Origin of the sequence: Chitinophaga caeni, assembly GCF_002557795.1 — a bacterium.
GTDB classification, from domain to species: Bacteria; Bacteroidota; Bacteroidia; order Chitinophagales; family Chitinophagaceae; genus Chitinophaga; species Chitinophaga caeni.
The window spans coordinates 3963891-3980973 of the sequence record NZ_CP023777.1; the positions used below are offsets into that span (position 1 = coordinate 3963891).

A 17083-nucleotide genomic window follows, 5' to 3' on the forward strand; every position below is an offset into this window, starting at 1 on the left:
CATGGAATCAACATTAACCCGTAAACAAAAGATCATCAAATGGGTGAAAAGATTGGGGTTCTGGGGATTTATTTTCTTCCTGGTAAAAGGCTTGGTATGGTTGGCTTTGATTTATTGGTTGGCTAAATGAGCTCCCATTAAAATTGTAACGGTAAGTCCATCGCGGCTTACCGTTTTAATATTCCCGGTGCAAAACCGAAATGCTTTTTAAACGCCCTGGTAAAATGCGCCGTATGTTTATAACCTGATATATATGCAACCTCGGATACACTCTTCCCCTGCGCTAATAATTCCCTCGCTTGCGTCATTTTTATTCCCTGCAAATAACCGTAAACCGTTGTTCCAAAGACTTGTTTAAAATGACTTTTCAAATATGCATCGTTAGTGCCAACCTGGTGTGCCAAGTCGATCAAGGTACAAGGACTATTCATATTGTTTACGATAATATCCCGCGCTAAATACATCCTTTCTACATCTTCCTTCTTCAATCCCCTACTGATGCTATCTTGTTTCTTAATATTGAGGATTTGTTCATAATGCGTCAATTGTATGGCCAGCAATTCCATCGTCTTAGCCTTCAGGTAAAGCTGTTTATAACGGCCCTCCAGCGGGCAATTGAGCATATCGAACAATATTGTACTGATGCTTGCCTGTAGCGGTAAATTATAATTACTTAATAACCCCGGAACATTCCCGTTTAAAGATTGATGAAACAGATCATATAGCGGGTGTTCCCGAGGTAAAAAGTTTAATAGGAACACCGGGCTAACACCGAGCTCGAAAATCTCCAGTTGTTCCCCGGGGGGCCATTTCATCGCGATCTCATCACTGGGTAAAAACAGGTAATTGTATTGCTGCTTTTCAATTTGGGCAATCATCCTCCTGGATTTTCCCATTAGGTATTCCTTATGGCCGTTGAGGTTGTAGCTAAGTTGCAAGAAAGGCTGCCGGTTCTCAAAAACAACTTTTCCTTCCTGGCTGGATTTGATATGGTAATACCCGAAATTAATACCATCGGGACTTAACACTTCATACACGGTCCCCTGGTGATCCCTGCCGGATAAAGTTCGCTTTCTTTCATGTAAATGCTCTCCTCCCGTGATATCAAATGCACAAGGCGCCGGATTATTATTGTATGTAGGTTCTATGCCAGACAATGGTATGTTAATTTTCTTTCAACTTTGATTCTCGGCAATATTAGATTATTTCTACACTAGAATGTTTATGTATTAGGGAACAGTATTTACGAGAAAAGGAAAACCCTTGGTAACACGGTATTTGACAAATTCATTTTTCCGTGCCGGGTAACTTTTTCTCCGTAAAAGGTAAGCTCCCGTGCACGATTCTCCATATCTGGTAAAGCTTTCTCCGCGGTGGGTATGACAATTTCAGCACTTTTGCAAGGACATTTTTTATACCTCGTAATGAAATTCATAACTATAATATTTAGTTGCTTGTGCTTTCATCTAGCAGGTTACGGGCAGTTGGCTGAATTTATCGGAAGGGTCACTGACCAACAAGACACGGCGCTTTGCAATGCGATCATCAGCATACAAAACAAGGCGCATCATTTTTCTGATACTGCTAATCATGGAGGGCGGTTCCATATAAAAAACATACCTGCCGGAACGTATACAATGCAAATTACCTGTGAGCATTTCGCACCGCTTTATTTCAGCATAACCTGTAAAGGCGGTGAAATATTCAGTCAAAATTTCATGTTGCAGCCTGCCAGCAGGCAGCTTGAATCCGTAACCATCAACGGTGATCGCTTGCAAAAATCAAATGATGTTATCACGATCCATAAAATAGCACAACCTGTTCAAATTATAAACCTGGAAACGATTCAAAGATTGGCGAACCGGCGATTAGATGAATTATTGAGCGAACAAAGCGGCATTGCCATGGTCAGTGACCTCGGCGCCGGCAACCGTGCCATCGGTCCGCAAATGCAAGGATTCAGCTCAGATTATATCATGATTTTAATTGATGGTCAACCTATGACGGGGCGTTTCAACGGTAATTTCGACTTGTCCAGGATCAGCTTGGCGAATATAGAAAGGATCGAAATCATCAAGGGCGCCAGTAGCAGTTTATATGGTAGCGAAGCTATGGGTGGCGTCATCAATATCATCACGCAGCAGGATATAAAAAAAGCGTCGGGTAACCTTCACGCGATGTACGGAACTAATAATAATACCGACTTATCCCTACAAGGGCAAGGTGCTGCATTTAAAAATAAAGCAATATTTAACTTCGGCGGCGATTATTATAAAACCGATGGATTCAATGTTAACAATGAATACCTTGAAAAAGGACAAACCGCCCCGCCGTACGAAAGCATCACCGGGCAAGCACGTTTACAATACCGTTTTAATGAGCAACGCAACTTGTCCGCAAACTTCCGTTATTCAAGCCGTAACTCTAGTATGCGACGCGATTACGGTTCACAACCCTTCATGGATATGCTAGACGAAAATGATGTGAATATCGGTGTACATTTTAATCATTTTACCGGTTCCGGCAACCGGTACCTGGTGCGGTATTATTTCAACAGGTATAGCACCGATCAATCCGTGCGGCAAGATGACAGCCATACATTACTACAGGAACATCTCTTCCGACAATATACCCAGCGCTTGGAATTACAGGGAAGCCACGATTGGCCACAGCAGGACTTGTCGTTGATATATGGCCTAGGCGGCGACTACCAGTCGATCTACCAGGAACAAGCGGAAGATAGCCGTTCCCGTTGGAATTATTTTGCTTACGGACAACTTAATTGGCATATCAACAAATCAATTGAAATGATCGGCGGACTGCGCTACGATGGGAATGATGCTTTTGGTGCAAAGTTGAACCCAACTATCGGGGCTAAATGGCGATTACGGCCCTGGTTGTCCGGGAAGGCATCCTTCGGAACGGGATATAAGGTACCGAGTTACATGCAAGCTTACCAGGTATTTACAAATCCCAACCAAGGTTACACCGTGGTGGGTGCATTGCAATTTGATCAACATGTACAGGAATTGCAGTCGGCAGGCCTGGTACAACAAATTTGGTCGAACGCTGAAAGCATCAAGGATTTACAGCCCGAAAGAGCATCTTCATACAATGTATCCTTCGAAGCAAACTTTGCTAAAAGCGGCGCCATTAGTATAAACGGGTTTTACAATAAAATCAATAATCTAATCAATACCGAACCGGTTGGTATCATGAAAAACGGGCAACAATTATTTTCCTTCGTCAATATTTCGAGGGCATTTACAAGCGGGTTGGAATTTAGTAGCGGGTACGAACCGGTAAAAGGAGTAAAAGTGAGCCTGGGCTATCAATACCTCCTAGCAAAAAACCGGGATATAATAGATTCCATCAAGGCAGGAAAGCAGAAATATGCAACAGTAAGAGCAGATGGCGGCATCAGGAAAGCCAAAGCAGGAGATTATTTCGCCTTGCCGAATAGGAGCCGGCATATGGCGAATGCTCAAATTATGTATTCATATAAGCCTTGGGGAATACACGTTGCGTTGAGGGCGCAATACCGGGGCAAATACGGTTTCCTGGATATTGACAACAACGGTTATATAGATCGTTACGACGTATTCGTGGAGGGCTATACCCTATTGCATTGCAGTTTACAAAAAGATCTATGGCAAAACAGGTTGCGGTGTCAATTGAACATTGAAAATATCGGGAACTTTACAAATTACCTTGTACCTACACAGCCCGGTAGGATCATTATGGCAGGCATTCAATACAAGTTCGAAGCGCCCGGGAAAAAATTTGATAGCAATAAACATTAGTGGCTGAATCATTTGCCAGGAACAATAGCTTTCAGTAAATTTGGTTAGAGGCAACTTTGATCTTTCATGGAACTACAAGAAGCTATTGATTTCATCGATCATCCTAATTTAAAACAATCGAAACCCGGCAGCTGGGCAGATTTCGGATGCGGGGACGGACTGTTCACTTACGCCCTGGCCAGCTTGTTACCGGAATCCAGCACCATTTATGCCGTTGATAGAAGCTATCATCAAATGAATAAGGATTTTTATCCGCCCCATGTTGATATCAACTTTCTATTGGCAGACTTCACGATGCCACAATTAGCCTTGCCGGGCTTACAAGGCATATTGATGGCCAATTCATTGCATTATGTTAAAGATAAGCCAGCCTTTCTCAAACAATTGAAAGAATACTTGAAAATCCCGGCCTACCTGCTAATCGTAGAGTACGATACACAACGCTCAAACCCATGGGTGCCCTTCCCGGTACATTTTAGTCTACTGAAAAAACTTTTACATTCCTGCGGATTTAATAATGTAGAAAAACTCCGAACCCGTGCATCTATTTACGACCAGGGAAATATGTATGTCGCCATGGCATCTACCTAGGCAAAAAGCACCGTTGACCATTCATGTAATATCTTTACCCCCACTTTTATTTCTCCGTGAATGAGATTATTTTGCAATCGTTTGCATAAATCATAATAATAAATTTCACTTATGAAATTCATCTTTTCCTTTATCATCCTAATCGCTAGTATATGCCAGCAGCCAGTATTGGCACAGAGTAAAAAAGAGGCGGGAATACTGGTTCAAATCGAAACGAACTTACGCGATGCCGCGCGGCAATACGAAGTAATGATGCAGCTTGTTCCTCCCGGCCAGTTTCCTCGAACTTATAATGCCGGCATAGACAAATTTGTGACGAGTAATTCCAGTTGGTGGTGCAGCGGTTTTTACCCGGGCAGTTTGCTATATCTTTACAAGGAAAGTAAAAACAAGGTTTTCCTTGATGAAGCCAACAGGATGCTCGGCTTCCTAGAAAAGGAAAAAAACAATAAGAACACGCATGACCTGGGTTTCATGATGTATTGCAGTTTCGGCAATGCGAATAAATTGAATCCTTCAGAAAAGTATAAAGATATTTTATTGACCAGCGCCCAATCATTATCTACCCGCTTTAACCCTACCGTCGGCTGTATAAAATCATGGAACGGTAAGCCCGGAGAGTACCTCGTAATCATTGATAACATGATGAACTTGGAGCTGTTGTTTTGGGCTACTAAAGTTACCGGTGATTCCAGCTATTACAAGATTGCAACCACCCATGCCAATACCACGATGCAGCATCACTTCCGCGATGATTATAGCTCTTACCACGTGGTGAACTACAATTCTCAAACCGGCGCTATCAACGAGAGGAAAACAGCACAGGGCTTTTCCGATGCATCAGCCTGGGCACGCGGGCAAGCATGGGGACTATACGGTTATACTATGACGTACCGCGAAACCAGGGACCAGCGCTACCTGGATCAAGCAAATCATATTGCACGGTTTATTTTGAAGCATAAAAATTATCCAGCCGATGGTATCCCTTACTGGGATTTCGATGCTGATAATATCCCGGATGCCTTGAGGGATGTTTCCGCAGCGGCCGTGATGGCATCCGCATTATTAGAATTAAGTACGTATAGTAAGGAAAATAAGAAGACATATAAAGCGGCCGCCGAAAAAATTATCATGAGCTTATCATCGGAAAGGTATAAAGCAAAGATTGGTACCAATGGCGGGTTTATCTTGGAACACAGCGTGGGAAGCATCCCGCATAAATCAGAAGTGGATGTACCGTTAACTTATGCCGATTATTATTTTTTGGAGGCGATGCTACGATATAAGAGCTTAGTAGAAACAGGAAAGATCTGACCGGGATAATAAAAGGGAAAAAGCTGACCACCTTCCCTGGCGATGAAGAAGGATACATGGAGAGGTAAGCAATAACTTACCTCTCCATGTATAATTTATTTCACGATCCAAATAATTTCATCCTCGAATAATTTCCCATCCTTTATTCCTTTCGCCACGATGGTGTTTTTACCTTTTCTAAATTTCACGTTTTCAAAGATGAAATCAGCCTTTGTATAACCTATTTTCGCAGGGGCTACCTTCCGTTTATTAACGTAAAGGGTCACCGATTCAAGGTTGGAAAATACATTTACATCACGTTGCCTTTCCTTCATTTCATGAATTCTCCTACCCGCGATGTAAACCATCGGCGCAGGGTTCCAATTGGCTTTATACCAATAAAATGCATCCTTCTTCACTTTCCGATCGAACGTAACGATCCCTTTCATATTTCTCGCTGCTACCCCGCCCCCATGCGCAGAAGGAACTGCAAAATCAAACATATTCCATAGGTACGATGCAACCAGGTAAGGATGTTGGGCAATCGCTCCCCAATGTATTCTATGGTATTTTGTTTGGTAATCTTCAGGATAAAAGTCAGCATTGGGATTACCTTTCAAACGGTCGCTATACTCATGCTGGTCGATATTGGCTTCGGCTCCATATTCAGAAAATACGGTCTTGTAAGTAGGGTATTGCTGCTCAATCCCGTCGAGCCAAGCGCCTACGTCGGTAATCTTTCCGCCGTACCAACCATGGTACTGGTTCATCGCTTGTATATCCGTGGCCAGGTTGGAAGGGCGATCCATTTCCCCGTAGCCGCTGGTACTTACCGTGTAACGGTGCGGGTCTAAAGTTTTCGCCAAATCATTTAATTGCCTGGTCATCACGGGAACAAATTCGTCGGGTGTTTTGGAATACACTTCATTATGCATACCCCAAACATAGATCGACGGGTGATTGTATTGTTGGCGGATCAATTCTGTCAATTGCAATTTTGCATTTTCACCTTCTTGACCTGAAACGGCATTTACGAAAGGAATTTCGGCCCAGGTGACGAACCCTATGCTGTCGCATTTGGCATAGATATAATCGGCTTGCTGGTAATGTGCAAAGCGGATACTATTTGCGCCTACTTCCTTGATCATGGCCAAATCGCTCGCATGCTGTTCATTGCTTAAAGCGCTACCGTAGCCCCACCATTCCTGGTGCCTACATACACCCCGTAAGCGGTAAGGCCGGCCATTAAGGTAAAAACCCTTTCCTTCCACGATTTTGAAATCGCGAACACCGAGGGGTTGTGTTATTTCATCCAGTAAATGTTGCCCATCGTATAAACTGACGGTAACCCCGTACAAGTAAGGATCATCTAAGCCATTCCATAAGTGTGGATGATCCATATTGAATTGCATTTCCACCGGGGTAAATCCCTGCGGCAAAACGCGCACCATCTTTTCCTGGATGCTTACCACTTTACCCTCCATATCCTTGATCGCCGTAACCGCTTTAATATTTTGCGGTGCTACAAGCTTATTCTCCAGTTTGGCGGTAACCTTGATGCGTGCTTTGCTGGCATCCACATCTCCCTGCTCGATATAAATACCGGGAGAAGCATAATCGGTAGCCGTAATATTGACCTTGTTGGTAGTAATTATGCTCACCGGCCTGTAAATCCCCCCGTAAACACCGAAAAGCCTGTGGTTGATCGGGATTACATCCGGCCTGGCTTTATTGCTAGTTTTTACCAGGATATCGTTCTTTTGCCCGGGTTTTAACAGGTGTGTCAGTTCGAAGATAAAAGCAGCGTACGCGCCCTTGTGTTCCCCTACTTTGCGACCATTTACATAAAGAGTAGCAACGGCGCCTACACCTTCAAAGCGGATAAACGTTCTCTTATCTTTATTTTTTTCCGGTAAAAAATAGCTGTTACGGTAATAAGCATCTCCATCATAAAAATCATTACCCTTTTGCATGTCCACATTGTTATAAGTATGTGGAATTTTTACTTCCTGCCAAGAAGTATCGGAAGGGTTCAGCTTGGGATCTTTCCTAAAAGTCCATCCCCCGTTGAATGGCTGTTTCACCCTGCCCTGCTGCAAGTCTTGCGCATGCAAAACCGGCAAAGTGCCCGCCATAATAAGGGCAAGCGCCAAGAATTTCCTGATCATCACTAATAAAATTTTGGTTGACTTTCAGAAGTCAACAAATAATTAATTGATTTACAATCGCTTTTAACAAGTGTTGTGTTGGCATTTATTTAAAAAGAACCCTTGTTAAACTAAAGAACAGAACCCTTTCTTCCACTTGCAAAATGAATGGATAAATGTATAAAATATTTTTTTGTAATCGATTGCATAAATGCCGGAGCATGATTTTTGCAACAGTAATTGATAAATTACTATCATGGAAGTTTTGAGATTAGACCATTGGGTGTTGACGGTTAAGGATATAGAACGTAGTATCCGGTTTTACCATGAAATCCTCGGCATGAAACCGGTTAGTTTTGCAGGGGGAAGGATCGCGTTGGAATTCGGGAATCAAAAAATAAATTTACACCAAGCCGGGCATGAAGTTAAGCCTCATGCAGCGAACCCGCTGCCGGGCTCCGCGGATATGTGCTTTATTACAACGGCGCAGTTAGAAGAAGTTTCGACCTTCCTGGCACACCGGGGAATAGAAATATTGGAAGCAGGGATTGTTAACAGGACAGGCGCATTGGGCGCTATCCGTTCAATTTACATACGCGATCCGGATCAAAATCTAGTTGAAATCAGCAATTATGTAAGTTTATAAGGCTCCACCTTCCAAGGGTACTAAATCCAACTGGGAATCCAATACGCCGTTGCGGTTATAACTCTGCATCTGCAACAGGAGGTCTACATCATCGAGATCAATATCATCCCTGAGCAACAGGTAATCCACGATACCGTCTTGCAAGGTACTTTCCTTGACGGTAAGTTCCTCCTCCTCGATCGAATAAAGATCCCATTTTTTATGGTCGCGGTGGTTGACAAAAGCGGAGATCGAATCGAATGCCAGTACCATGGCATTCACGGTATAGCCCTTGTCCCTCTCCCGGATCATCCCGAGGGTGTAACGCACGGCGGTAGCGGCCAGGTAAGCTAATTCGGCATAAATATGCGTATGTATCCTCAAGTTGGGAACCTGCAATTTTACTTGCCTATCGAGATAGTCCAATTTTTCTTCATCAAATTCATCCTGCAACATTTCCCGGTAAATAAATTGCATGCTATCTTCTAATTTAGACGGGTCGCCCGTTCCATAATGATCGCTAAAATAAACGTAATTCGGAAATAAACGCTTGCACACCAAGTAACAAAAAACCAGTCCACGCGTTAGATCCAATTGATTAATTTTCTGAATGTCCATGTACATCGATTCTAGGTTTATGCGGTGAACATTAACATGATAACAACAGGGTTACGTGAAAAGTTCTCAATGAAGATGAAAGGGATCAACATCAAAGCAACACTTCAATTATTATATACGGATTGTTCCAACTTTTAGATGTAAGCCGTAACGGTAAAAGCTACACTAAGTATACCTTAGCCTCTTAAACAATTGCATGTATGATGTTGAATACAGAGGGGTACTTGCAATTCACTTGCCAATAATTGGCGTACTTGTAAAACGTGGTACATACGCAGGATCGGCGCAGGTAAAAAAAATGGTTTTTCATTTTGTAACGTGTTTCAAAATTACAGTTGAAGGTTTTGGGTTTCATGCAATGAAATTATGCTCCCCGAGGGGAAATTTATTTACAAGAATATCATGTCTAATTCCAGTCCAAGGAATCCATATGCCGGCAAGGGGCAAAATTGCTCTAGCTTAATAAATTTCTATTTAATATCAATGTTGTCCGACTAAATTTTAACCTACGAGTACTTTTGACCCCTCAATAGTTCGATTCAATGTTCATCTGCCCGTTTCTTGTACTTTTTTGTTTACCCAAAAACCAAAAAAGGGCACAAATTGGCCATTACGGCCACCAATTTGATCGCTCGACCTACCTTTCTACTACTGTATGCCCAAGCTACCCTTCGCTATCAACGGTGCGAAGTTCCAGGGTTCTCTTGGCGGGGGTGAATGTATCATCCTTCGCTTATATCCTTGAACAGGTAAGGAATTCAAGTACCTTTAAAGCATTTTTAGTCGGACAACAATGTTTTAATATATAAATTTTATAACTACGTACCAAGCCGGGACTTCCACACTGCGTGTAAATTTGTACCCGGTTCCTACCGGGAATCACCCTTCTTGCCCAATGCATCACTTCAAATATACGGTTGGGGCAACCGGGATAAAGATAAGAAAAATTAGCAATATATATAAATAAAACAAATACGTAGTTGTAAGAAAATGTATTGAAAATTAACGTAAATTCTGTATGACAATCCTGTTTTATGGAAAAACTAGCTTAACTTTGCTGCTTATTTGCACTTTTAGAATACCTGAGCTAAATCATTAATTGGGTATCAAATACAAATTACTTTCGTGACATGAATATGCAAAAGCAAGACAGGAAATCACCCAATTGGCTGAAGCAGGTAGACTTTTTAGGGATTCACTTGTTGCCATTATTAGCTTTTTTTACTGGGGCCACCACGTTTGATTGGATTCTGTGCGCCGTTTTATATTTTACGAGGATGTTTTTCGTGACAGCGGGTTACCATAGATATTTCTCTCACCGATCGTTCAAAACTTCACGTTTCTTCCAGTTTATATTAGCGGGGGGCGCCCAAAGTAGCATTCAAAAAGGGGTGCTTTGGTGGGCAGCTAACCACCGTATCCATCACAAGCATAGCGATACACCGGAAGATCCGCATTCGGCCAACGTTTACGGTTTTTGGTATGCACATATCGGTTGGATCATGGGCCCCGAGTTTAAGCCGACCCGTTTCGAACTGATCAAGGATTTCAAACAACCTGAATTATATTGGTTAAATAAATATCATTTCGTTCCGGCATTAGTTTTAGCCGTTGCGGTTTACTTTACGGGAAACATGGTGAATGGTACCGGGATCTTTGATTGGCAAGCTGGTTTATCAACCTTGCTGATCGGTTTCTTCTTAAGTACCGTTATCCTCTACCACGGCACGTTTACCATTAATTCACTGATGCATAAAATCGGTAAAAAACGCTACCGCACAGGCGATGAATCACGCAACAGCGTTATATTGGCGCTCGTGACGATGGGTGAAGGTTGGCATAATAATCACCACTACTATCAAAGTACTGCCAAACAAGGCTTTTACTGGTGGGAAATTGACGCTACTTATTATATCATCCGGATGCTGGGAGCCCTGGGTATTGTTTGGGACATACGGGACGTATCTCCTAAGATCAAGGAAAGCAACCGCTTAAACCAAGAAGCCGGCGTAAAGGCCAAACTTCGTGAAATGAAGGTGCAAGAGATTGAACAGAGCGAAAAACTTAGCGAAGTAGAAGATTAAGATTATATTTTACAAGAAAATAATTAAAAAACGGGGTTGTCTTTCGATAACCCCGTTTTTTATTTAGGAAAAATATTACTCCCCTTCCCCGTAAATAAGTATCTGGATCTTACCATCTTCCGTTACAGTACCCCTGTACATCCCGGCAGTATTGAACGGCATCGCAACTTGGCCCTCTTTAGACAAGGCAATTAAACCGCCGTCACCACCGGTAGCTGCTATTTTCTTAATCACCTCTTTCCCGGCTTCCGAAACAGACAATCCCTTGTATTCCATCATCGCGGACAAATCATAAGCCGCCACGTTCCTGATATAATGTTCACCCCAGCCTGTACAAGAAACCGCGGCTGTTTTATTGTTTGCATAAGTTCCAGCGCCGATTAACGGCGAATCTCCGACCCTGCCGAACTTTTTATTCGTCATTCCCCCGGTCGATGTCGCGGCGGCAAGATTACCCTCCTTATCAAGTGCAACAGCGCCAACCGTTCCGAACTTTTCATCGATATTGAACTTATTGAGCCGGTCTTCGTAACTGTGATCGAGCTGTGTTTTGCTGCTATCACGTAGTAACAATTTCTGGAGGGACTTCCACCTGTCATCCGTGTAAAAATAAGAGGGATCAACGATTTCTAACCCGGCAGCCTTAGCGAATGCTTCGGCGCCATCGCGGGCCAGCATTACATGTGCCGTTTGTTCCATCACGGCCCTAGCAGCATTTACAGGGTTCTTTATTATCGTAACCCCTGCAACGGCGCCAGCTTTCAAGGTTTTGCCATCCATGATCGACGCATCCATTTCATTTTTCCCTTCATGCGTAAAAACGGCGCCTTTGCCAGCATTAAACAAGGGACTATCTTCCATAACGTTGATGGCAGCTTGCACGGCATCTAAACTGGAAGCGCCTGATTGGATTTTGGCATAACCAGCTTCCAATGCGGCTTTCAGAACCATCTTGTAGGCTTTCTCCTTTTCCGGTGTCATATTCTTTTTCAGGATCGTTCCGGCTCCACCGTGAATTACCATCACGTACCTCTTTTCCTGTGCCATTGAAGTATTAAAGAAGAAGATTAGTAGAAAAAACGGGTAAATGAAGCGGCATATTTGTTTCATGAATGATGATTTATATCTACAAATATGCTCAATTTGTCGCATTAATACAATCCTGTAATCACCCGGCTATTTCCTGTATGGCTGCCGACAATGATTCGTAATCATAATCTCCATCAAAACGTTGCCCATTGATGAAAAATGTTGGCGTCCCGTTTACACCGCTACGCACACCGCTTTCAAAATCAGCTTCTATTTGCTTGGCTAACCTGGTATCCAGCAAATCATCTTCAAAGCTTTGCATATCAAGACCAATTTCATTAGCAAAAGTAAACAGCACCTCGCGGCTCAGCGCGGCTTGATTTTCATAAATAATATCATGCATTTCCCAAAATGCACCTTGTTTAGCGGCCGTTTCTGCCGCCATAGCCGCAGCAACGGCGTATTGATGGGCGCTCGACAATGGAAAGTTTCTAAAAACGAACAATAATCGATCACCGAATGCCTGTTGCAGCTGCTTGATGACCGGGTATGCTTCACCACAATATGGGCATTGGTAATCACCGTACTCAACCAATGTTACGGCTGCATTAGGATTCCCTTGTTGATGATCTTTCGCCGATACGGCAGGGGTAAGATTTGCCATGAATTTTATTTTACTTGTTGAGTTCGTCTAATGCTTGCAATATGCCGTCGCCACCGGGATTGATCGCCACAGGCGATAAATAACTCCAGGCCACTGTTCCCTCTTTATCCAATACAAATAATGCCCTTTGAGCATGACCTTCCTCCTCATCGTATACACCGAATGATTTAGCGACAGCGCCCTTCGGCTCAAAATCAGCTAATAGGGTAAAATGCAATTTATTTTGGTTTGCGAATGCCATATGGCACCATTTACTGTCAACAGAAATACCGAGTAAAACAGCATCCTGTTTTTCGAAGAATTTCAGCATCTCGTTATACAAAACCATTTGGTCGCTACATACAGGGCTCCAATCCGCAGGGTAAAATGCCAAAATTACATTCTTCCCTTTCAATTCCGATAATTTGATCTTTTGATCCGGCGTTGCATAGAGTGTAAAATCGGGAGCGTGATCACCTTTCTTCAACATAAATTCGTTTTATTAGAATAACAAGTTGTAACACATCTTGTTCTTTGATCTTAAGAATTTTATAATAGCTGCCAATCACAGCTTTGAAAAGAATTACTTTTGCTGCGGTTGACGAACTATAGGTAAAGAAATATTATATCTTACGGATAACATTCTAATTGTTACAATAATCACGATGCAAAGCACTTCCGATATATGCGTCAGTATCCCCATCTTCCTGGCGAAAAAGTACAAGCTACCGCCGATAATACATGCCAAAGCATAAATCTCTTTACGGAATAATAAGGGTTTATCACCCGATAAAACATCCCGGATCACACCGCCGAAGGTGCCGGTTAATGTGCCGAGGGTGATGCAGATCATCTCGTTAAATTCTTTCTCAATTCCCCTGTTAATCCCTATAATCGTGAAGATCGCTAAACCTATCGCGTCAAAAAAAGTTAACCAACGCTGTACCTTACTGACAAGTGAAAAAAAGACGGTACTCGTAGCCGTAGCAATAAAAATCGTATAAATCACCCTGTTATCATTGAGCCAAGCAACCGGGGAGATACCCAGTAACAGGTCCCTAATCGTGCCGCCACCGATCGCCGTAACAAATGCCAGGACCAAGATCCCGAACAAATCGTATTCCTTTTCAATTGCTTTCATTACACCCGAAACTGCGAAAGCAAATGTTCCAACCAGGTTCAATAATTCGAATATCCCCCTGGAAGTGATACTATGATCCATGCAAAAGTTTTCATTATAACAATAAAAGCAATTAAGGGTTGGCAGAAATAAGTAACTTGCAGTATCAATTTAATTATGAAAGACTATAAGCAATATTTTACGGTAAGCGCCAGCCCGGAGGAAGTTTACATGGCGTTAACCAACCCGTTCACGATCGAATTATGGTCCGGCGAGAAAGCGATTATGAGCACCGAACCCGGTTCAGAATTTTCATTGTGGGAAGATAGTATTACCGGGATCAACCTAGATTTTGAAGAAAACAAACTCCTAAGGCAAGCCTGGGACTTTGGGGGGCAAGAGCCTGCATCCATAGTAACGATCAAGTTACATACCGATAAAAAAGGAACGTCGTTGGAATTGGTTCATATCAATATCCCCGATGAGGATTATGACCAGATCGTTTACGGTTGGAAGCATTATTACATCGGCTCCATTATAGAGTTTTTCAAAGAAGATTAAGAAGGCAGCGCTATAAGTGATCGCGCAAACACCTATTCTCACGATAATTTTATCAATTTTCTAACACTATTTAACCGATTTCATGGGTAGGAATGAATAAATTTGGAGATATTAAATTTACCGCTATATTTGCACTGTAATTTATTTTATTACAGTATTAAAACTTGAAAATTCTTATTACAGGGCATTATCAAACCTGGACGCGAATTAATTCATCCAAAAAATTCAACTACAACATGAAACGTACCATCATCCTGGCAAGTTTATTCTTGTCTTTCTCCGCGGTTAGCTTTGCACAATCTTGGAAACTCGATAAAGCACATAGCCGTTTCGGTTTTACGGCTATTCACAATAGCATTAACGAGTTCCATGGCAATTTTAAAAATTACGATATCAAGTTAATGGCTCCCACGGAAGATTTTTCCGGCGCGAGCGTTGAACTGACTGCCAATACTGCTAGTATCAACACGGATAACGAGCGCCGCGACGGGCATTTGCAATCCCCCGATTTCTTTGATGCTACCGCGAATCCGACCATTACATTCAAGAGCTCTTCCTTTGAAAAGGTGGCTGATAAGAAATATAAAATCACCGGCGATTTAACCTTCCACGGTGTTACTAAAACCGTAACTTTGGACGGGACATTGAATGGCATTATCACGACCCCGCAAAACAAGAAAGTAGCCGGTTTTACCGTAACGGGTAAAATCAAACGCTCCGATTACAACTTTGCCAGCGGCATGCCCGTGGCCATGTTGAGCGACGAGATCGAGATTAAAGCGAACAGTGAATTTGTTAAAGAATAGTTGGTATGAAGAAATTATCTTTTATCTTAGCAATACTACTCCTATCGGGCGTAATGTTTGCTTATACCTTTACAACAGAATGGAAGATCGCCCCGAAGTATAGCATCGCGTTCGATGGCGGTGAAGTAAGCGGGATATTCCGCACATTTAGCGGGAAGATATTTTTTGATGGGAACGACTTAGCGGGATCCAGGTTCGATGTAACAATAGATGTTAATTCTATTAATACCGGCAACGGTTTGCAAAACAGGCATGCCAAGGAAGATGACTGGTTTGATGCGGCAAAGTTTCCTGCTATAACGTTCGTTTCAAAGAAAATTGCTAAAACGGGTAATACTTTCCAAGTGACGGGTGATTTGACGATGCACGGGATAAAAAAAGAAATCAGTTTTCCATTTAGCTTCCAAGGACAGAAGTTTAGCGGCAAGTTTTCAGTAAATAGGAATGATTTCAAAATCGGCAAACCGGGTGGTGAGGTTGATGATGTGATTAGTATTACGGTAAATGTGCCCGTGGTGAAGTAGTCCAACCACAATTGAAATAAATTATGTTTAAAAGATCTTTATTACTGGGAATCGTTTCTGGAATATTGGCTGGCGTAGCCTCGGTTGTATATGCGAAAGTGTATAACGATGCGATCGGTACTGATTTTTCCGCGGTAATTACCCCGTTAAAAATCATGTTAGCCTGCATAGCGGCAGGGCTCTTAGCCGGTTTAATACATTACGGGTTGATGAAAGCTATCCAGCACCGCGCTACCCTGGTATTCAACTTACTGTTTACAGTTGCGAGTTTTGCGACCATCGTGTTGCCGTTTGCCAAGAAACTTCCGCTCGATATCGAGTTTCCCGAATTATTTCCCGGTTTGGTAGTGCCCATGCACTTCTTCCCGGTATTGGGCTGGTTAACTTTATACCCGCTATTCTTCAGGAGCGAATTGATCCACAAGCACAAGATTTAATCCGTTTTGCAAGGATATTTTAAAGAAGAAGGGCATGCGAGATGTTGCATGCCCTTCTTCTTTATTACTGATTGCTAGCCGATAGAACTTATTTGATTACTTCGTACCGGATGGTTGCATTTCTCCATACATTTTCATAATCCTTGCCGTTTATCTGCCCGGATTCAGCTCTCATGTTTGTTAATTCAAACAAGTAATAGCCGGGCCAAAGCGGGATAAAGTTAGCGGAACCATCTTTCCCGGCTTTGATGGTCTTATTCCAACCGCTGGGAGAAAACACCGCTATATGGCTTTCAGCGGCAGCTTTACCATCAACCGTAGCATTCATATGAAACGGCTCCTGTATTTTTTTAACGCCGGTCGGCATACTTAGTGCTAATACATTGCCGGTATTGGCAGGTTCGGTATTTGTTCCGCCCACTTGTACCAAAGCATAAGCATTAAACTGATATAAAGTTGTACCGCCGAGATCTTTTGCATCATGGGAAATCATCAAGGTATAATTTCCATCTTTGCCAGGTGTAAATTCTGATGTACAATACTTCGCCCCAATTTTTACCGGTAATTCCGTTTTTTGCCCGCCGGGATGCAAGACGAATAATTTAAACTCTTTAACATCGGAATACCAATCCTTCACCATTTCAGGCTTCCCTTCTGCCGGTTCACCGTAAAAAATCTTGATATTTTGTTTAACCCCGGCTTTACCCTTGGCCGCGGTCTCTATCCATAACATATGGGCAAATGCTCCCATGGAAAGGAACAGGCAGCTAACTAATAATAACAACTTAGCTTTCATGCTTAC

Annotated in this window: 18 protein-coding genes; 10 read left to right on the forward strand and 8 right to left on the reverse strand. The window is 42.6% G+C overall.

The features are described from left to right. Position 1: 1 nt before the first annotated feature. Positions 2-130, forward strand: a complete 129-nt coding sequence (locus tag COR50_RS16630; protein WP_098195030.1) for an alanyl-tRNA synthetase — start codon at positions 2-4, stop codon at positions 128-130. A 37-nt stretch (positions 131-167) separates the two neighbouring features. Here the strand turns inward: COR50_RS16630 and COR50_RS16635 are convergent, their stop codons facing one another. Continuing rightward, positions 168-1157, reverse strand: a complete 990-nt coding sequence (locus COR50_RS16635; RefSeq protein ID WP_098195031.1) for a helix-turn-helix transcriptional regulator — start codon at positions 1155-1157, stop codon at positions 168-170. Between the two features lie 297 nt (positions 1158-1454). On the opposite strand from COR50_RS16635, the gene COR50_RS16640 reads away from it, so the two are divergent. From COR50_RS16640 to COR50_RS16650, 3 genes are all read left to right on the forward strand, one after another. After that, the gene (locus COR50_RS16640) at positions 1455-3803 is read left to right on the forward strand and encodes a TonB-dependent receptor (RefSeq protein WP_198405678.1); all 2349 of its coding nucleotides are present in this window, start codon (positions 1455-1457) and stop codon (positions 3801-3803) included. A gap of 66 nt (positions 3804-3869) precedes the next feature. Further along, positions 3870-4394, forward strand: coding sequence for a class I SAM-dependent methyltransferase (locus COR50_RS16645; protein ID WP_098195033.1), 525 nt, complete (start codon positions 3870-3872; stop codon positions 4392-4394). A 111-nt stretch (positions 4395-4505) separates the two neighbouring features. Next, positions 4506-5708, forward strand: coding sequence for a glycoside hydrolase family 88 protein (locus COR50_RS16650; RefSeq protein WP_098195034.1), 1203 nt, complete (start codon positions 4506-4508; stop codon positions 5706-5708). Between the two features lie 95 nt (positions 5709-5803). Here the strand turns inward: COR50_RS16650 and COR50_RS16655 are convergent, their stop codons facing one another. Next, positions 5804-7855 carry a glycoside hydrolase family 2 protein gene (locus COR50_RS16655; protein WP_098195035.1) on the reverse strand — a complete coding sequence of 684 codons (2052 nt, stop codon included), beginning with the start codon at positions 7853-7855 and terminating at the stop codon, positions 5804-5806. Between the two features lie 235 nt (positions 7856-8090). Here COR50_RS16655 and COR50_RS16660 point away from each other — a divergent pair, with 235 nt between their 5' ends. After that, positions 8091-8480 carry a VOC family protein gene (locus tag COR50_RS16660; protein ID WP_098195036.1) on the forward strand — a complete coding sequence of 130 codons (390 nt, stop codon included), beginning with the start codon at positions 8091-8093 and terminating at the stop codon, positions 8478-8480. Here COR50_RS16660 and COR50_RS16665 read toward each other — a convergent pair. Continuing rightward, positions 8475-9077, reverse strand: coding sequence for a DUF416 family protein (locus COR50_RS16665; RefSeq protein WP_157760930.1), 603 nt, complete (start codon positions 9075-9077; stop codon positions 8475-8477). The two genes, COR50_RS16660 and COR50_RS16665, sit on opposite strands and share 6 nt — an antisense overlap. 1130 nt (positions 9078-10207) lie before the next feature. On the opposite strand from COR50_RS16665, the gene COR50_RS16675 reads away from it, so the two are divergent. Then, a complete protein-coding gene (locus COR50_RS16675) occupies positions 10208-11161 on the forward strand; it encodes an acyl-CoA desaturase (protein WP_098195039.1) in 954 nt (317 codons plus the stop codon). A 75-nt stretch (positions 11162-11236) separates the two neighbouring features. Here COR50_RS16675 and COR50_RS16680 read toward each other — a convergent pair whose 3' ends face one another. The 4 genes from COR50_RS16680 to COR50_RS16695 form a co-directional block, all read right to left on the reverse strand. Next, positions 11237-12271, reverse strand: coding sequence for an isoaspartyl peptidase/L-asparaginase family protein (locus tag COR50_RS16680; protein ID WP_098195040.1), 1035 nt, complete (start codon positions 12269-12271; stop codon positions 11237-11239). A gap of 58 nt (positions 12272-12329) precedes the next feature. Then, a complete protein-coding gene (locus COR50_RS16685) occupies positions 12330-12854 on the reverse strand; it encodes a DsbA family protein (RefSeq protein ID WP_098195041.1) in 525 nt (174 codons plus the stop codon). Between the two features lie 10 nt (positions 12855-12864). Continuing rightward, positions 12865-13323 carry a redoxin domain-containing protein gene (locus COR50_RS16690; RefSeq protein ID WP_098195042.1) on the reverse strand — a complete coding sequence of 153 codons (459 nt, stop codon included), beginning with the start codon at positions 13321-13323 and terminating at the stop codon, positions 12865-12867. 93 nt (positions 13324-13416) lie between these two features. Then, entirely contained in the window at positions 13417-14055 is a 639-nt protein-coding gene (locus COR50_RS16695; RefSeq protein ID WP_098195043.1) for a trimeric intracellular cation channel family protein, read from the reverse strand. A 75-nt stretch (positions 14056-14130) separates the two neighbouring features. Here COR50_RS16695 and COR50_RS16700 point away from each other — a divergent pair, with 75 nt between their 5' ends. From COR50_RS16700 to COR50_RS16715, 4 genes are all read left to right on the forward strand, one after another. After that, the gene (locus COR50_RS16700) at positions 14131-14514 is read left to right on the forward strand and encodes an SRPBCC domain-containing protein (protein ID WP_098195044.1); all 384 of its coding nucleotides are present in this window, start codon (positions 14131-14133) and stop codon (positions 14512-14514) included. Positions 14515-14750: 236 nt separating this feature from the next. After that, positions 14751-15320, forward strand: coding sequence for a YceI family protein (locus COR50_RS16705; RefSeq protein ID WP_098195045.1), 570 nt, complete (start codon positions 14751-14753; stop codon positions 15318-15320). A gap of 5 nt (positions 15321-15325) precedes the next feature. Further along, positions 15326-15844, forward strand: a complete 519-nt coding sequence (locus COR50_RS16710) for a YceI family protein (RefSeq protein ID WP_098195046.1) — start codon at positions 15326-15328, stop codon at positions 15842-15844. 23 nt (positions 15845-15867) lie between these two features. Then, positions 15868-16281 carry a hypothetical protein gene (locus COR50_RS16715; RefSeq protein WP_098195047.1) on the forward strand — a complete coding sequence of 138 codons (414 nt, stop codon included), beginning with the start codon at positions 15868-15870 and terminating at the stop codon, positions 16279-16281. 88 nt (positions 16282-16369) lie between these two features. Here COR50_RS16715 and COR50_RS16720 read toward each other — a convergent pair whose 3' ends face one another. Continuing rightward, positions 16370-17077 (reverse strand): DUF4198 domain-containing protein, encoded by a 708-nt coding sequence (locus COR50_RS16720; RefSeq protein WP_098195048.1) that lies wholly within the window; start codon positions 17075-17077, stop codon positions 16370-16372. Positions 17078-17083: the final 6 nt, after the last annotated feature.

Coding starts and splice junctions, on each gene's coding strand:
- COR50_RS16630 (WP_098195030.1), top strand. CDS start 2: ATGGAATCAACATTAACCCGTAAACAAAAGATCATCAAATGGGTGAAA.
- COR50_RS16645 (WP_098195033.1), top strand. CDS start 3,870: ATGGAACTACAAGAAGCTATTGATTTCATCGATCATCCTAATTTAAAA.
- COR50_RS16650 (WP_098195034.1), top strand. CDS start 4,506: ATGAAATTCATCTTTTCCTTTATCATCCTAATCGCTAGTATATGCCAG.
- COR50_RS16655 (WP_098195035.1), bottom strand. CDS start 7,855: ATGATCAGGAAATTCTTGGCGCTTGCCCTTATTATGGCGGGCACTTTG.
- COR50_RS16660 (WP_098195036.1), top strand. CDS start 8,091: ATGGAAGTTTTGAGATTAGACCATTGGGTGTTGACGGTTAAGGATATA.
- COR50_RS16665 (WP_157760930.1), bottom strand. CDS start 9,077: ATGGACATTCAGAAAATTAATCAATTGGATCTAACGCGTGGACTGGTT.
- COR50_RS16675 (WP_098195039.1), top strand. CDS start 10,208: ATGAATATGCAAAAGCAAGACAGGAAATCACCCAATTGGCTGAAGCAG.
- COR50_RS16680 (WP_098195040.1), bottom strand. CDS start 12,271: ATGAAACAAATATGCCGCTTCATTTACCCGTTTTTTCTACTAATCTTC.
- COR50_RS16685 (WP_098195041.1), bottom strand. CDS start 12,854: ATGGCAAATCTTACCCCTGCCGTATCGGCGAAAGATCATCAACAAGGG.
- COR50_RS16690 (WP_098195042.1), bottom strand. CDS start 13,323: ATGTTGAAGAAAGGTGATCACGCTCCCGATTTTACACTCTATGCAACG.
- COR50_RS16695 (WP_098195043.1), bottom strand. CDS start 14,055: ATGGATCATAGTATCACTTCCAGGGGGATATTCGAATTATTGAACCTG.
- COR50_RS16700 (WP_098195044.1), top strand. CDS start 14,131: ATGAAAGACTATAAGCAATATTTTACGGTAAGCGCCAGCCCGGAGGAA.
- COR50_RS16705 (WP_098195045.1), top strand. CDS start 14,751: ATGAAACGTACCATCATCCTGGCAAGTTTATTCTTGTCTTTCTCCGCG.
- COR50_RS16710 (WP_098195046.1), top strand. CDS start 15,326: ATGAAGAAATTATCTTTTATCTTAGCAATACTACTCCTATCGGGCGTA.
- COR50_RS16715 (WP_098195047.1), top strand. CDS start 15,868: ATGTTTAAAAGATCTTTATTACTGGGAATCGTTTCTGGAATATTGGCT.
- COR50_RS16720 (WP_098195048.1), bottom strand. CDS start 17,077: ATGAAAGCTAAGTTGTTATTATTAGTTAGCTGCCTGTTCCTTTCCATG.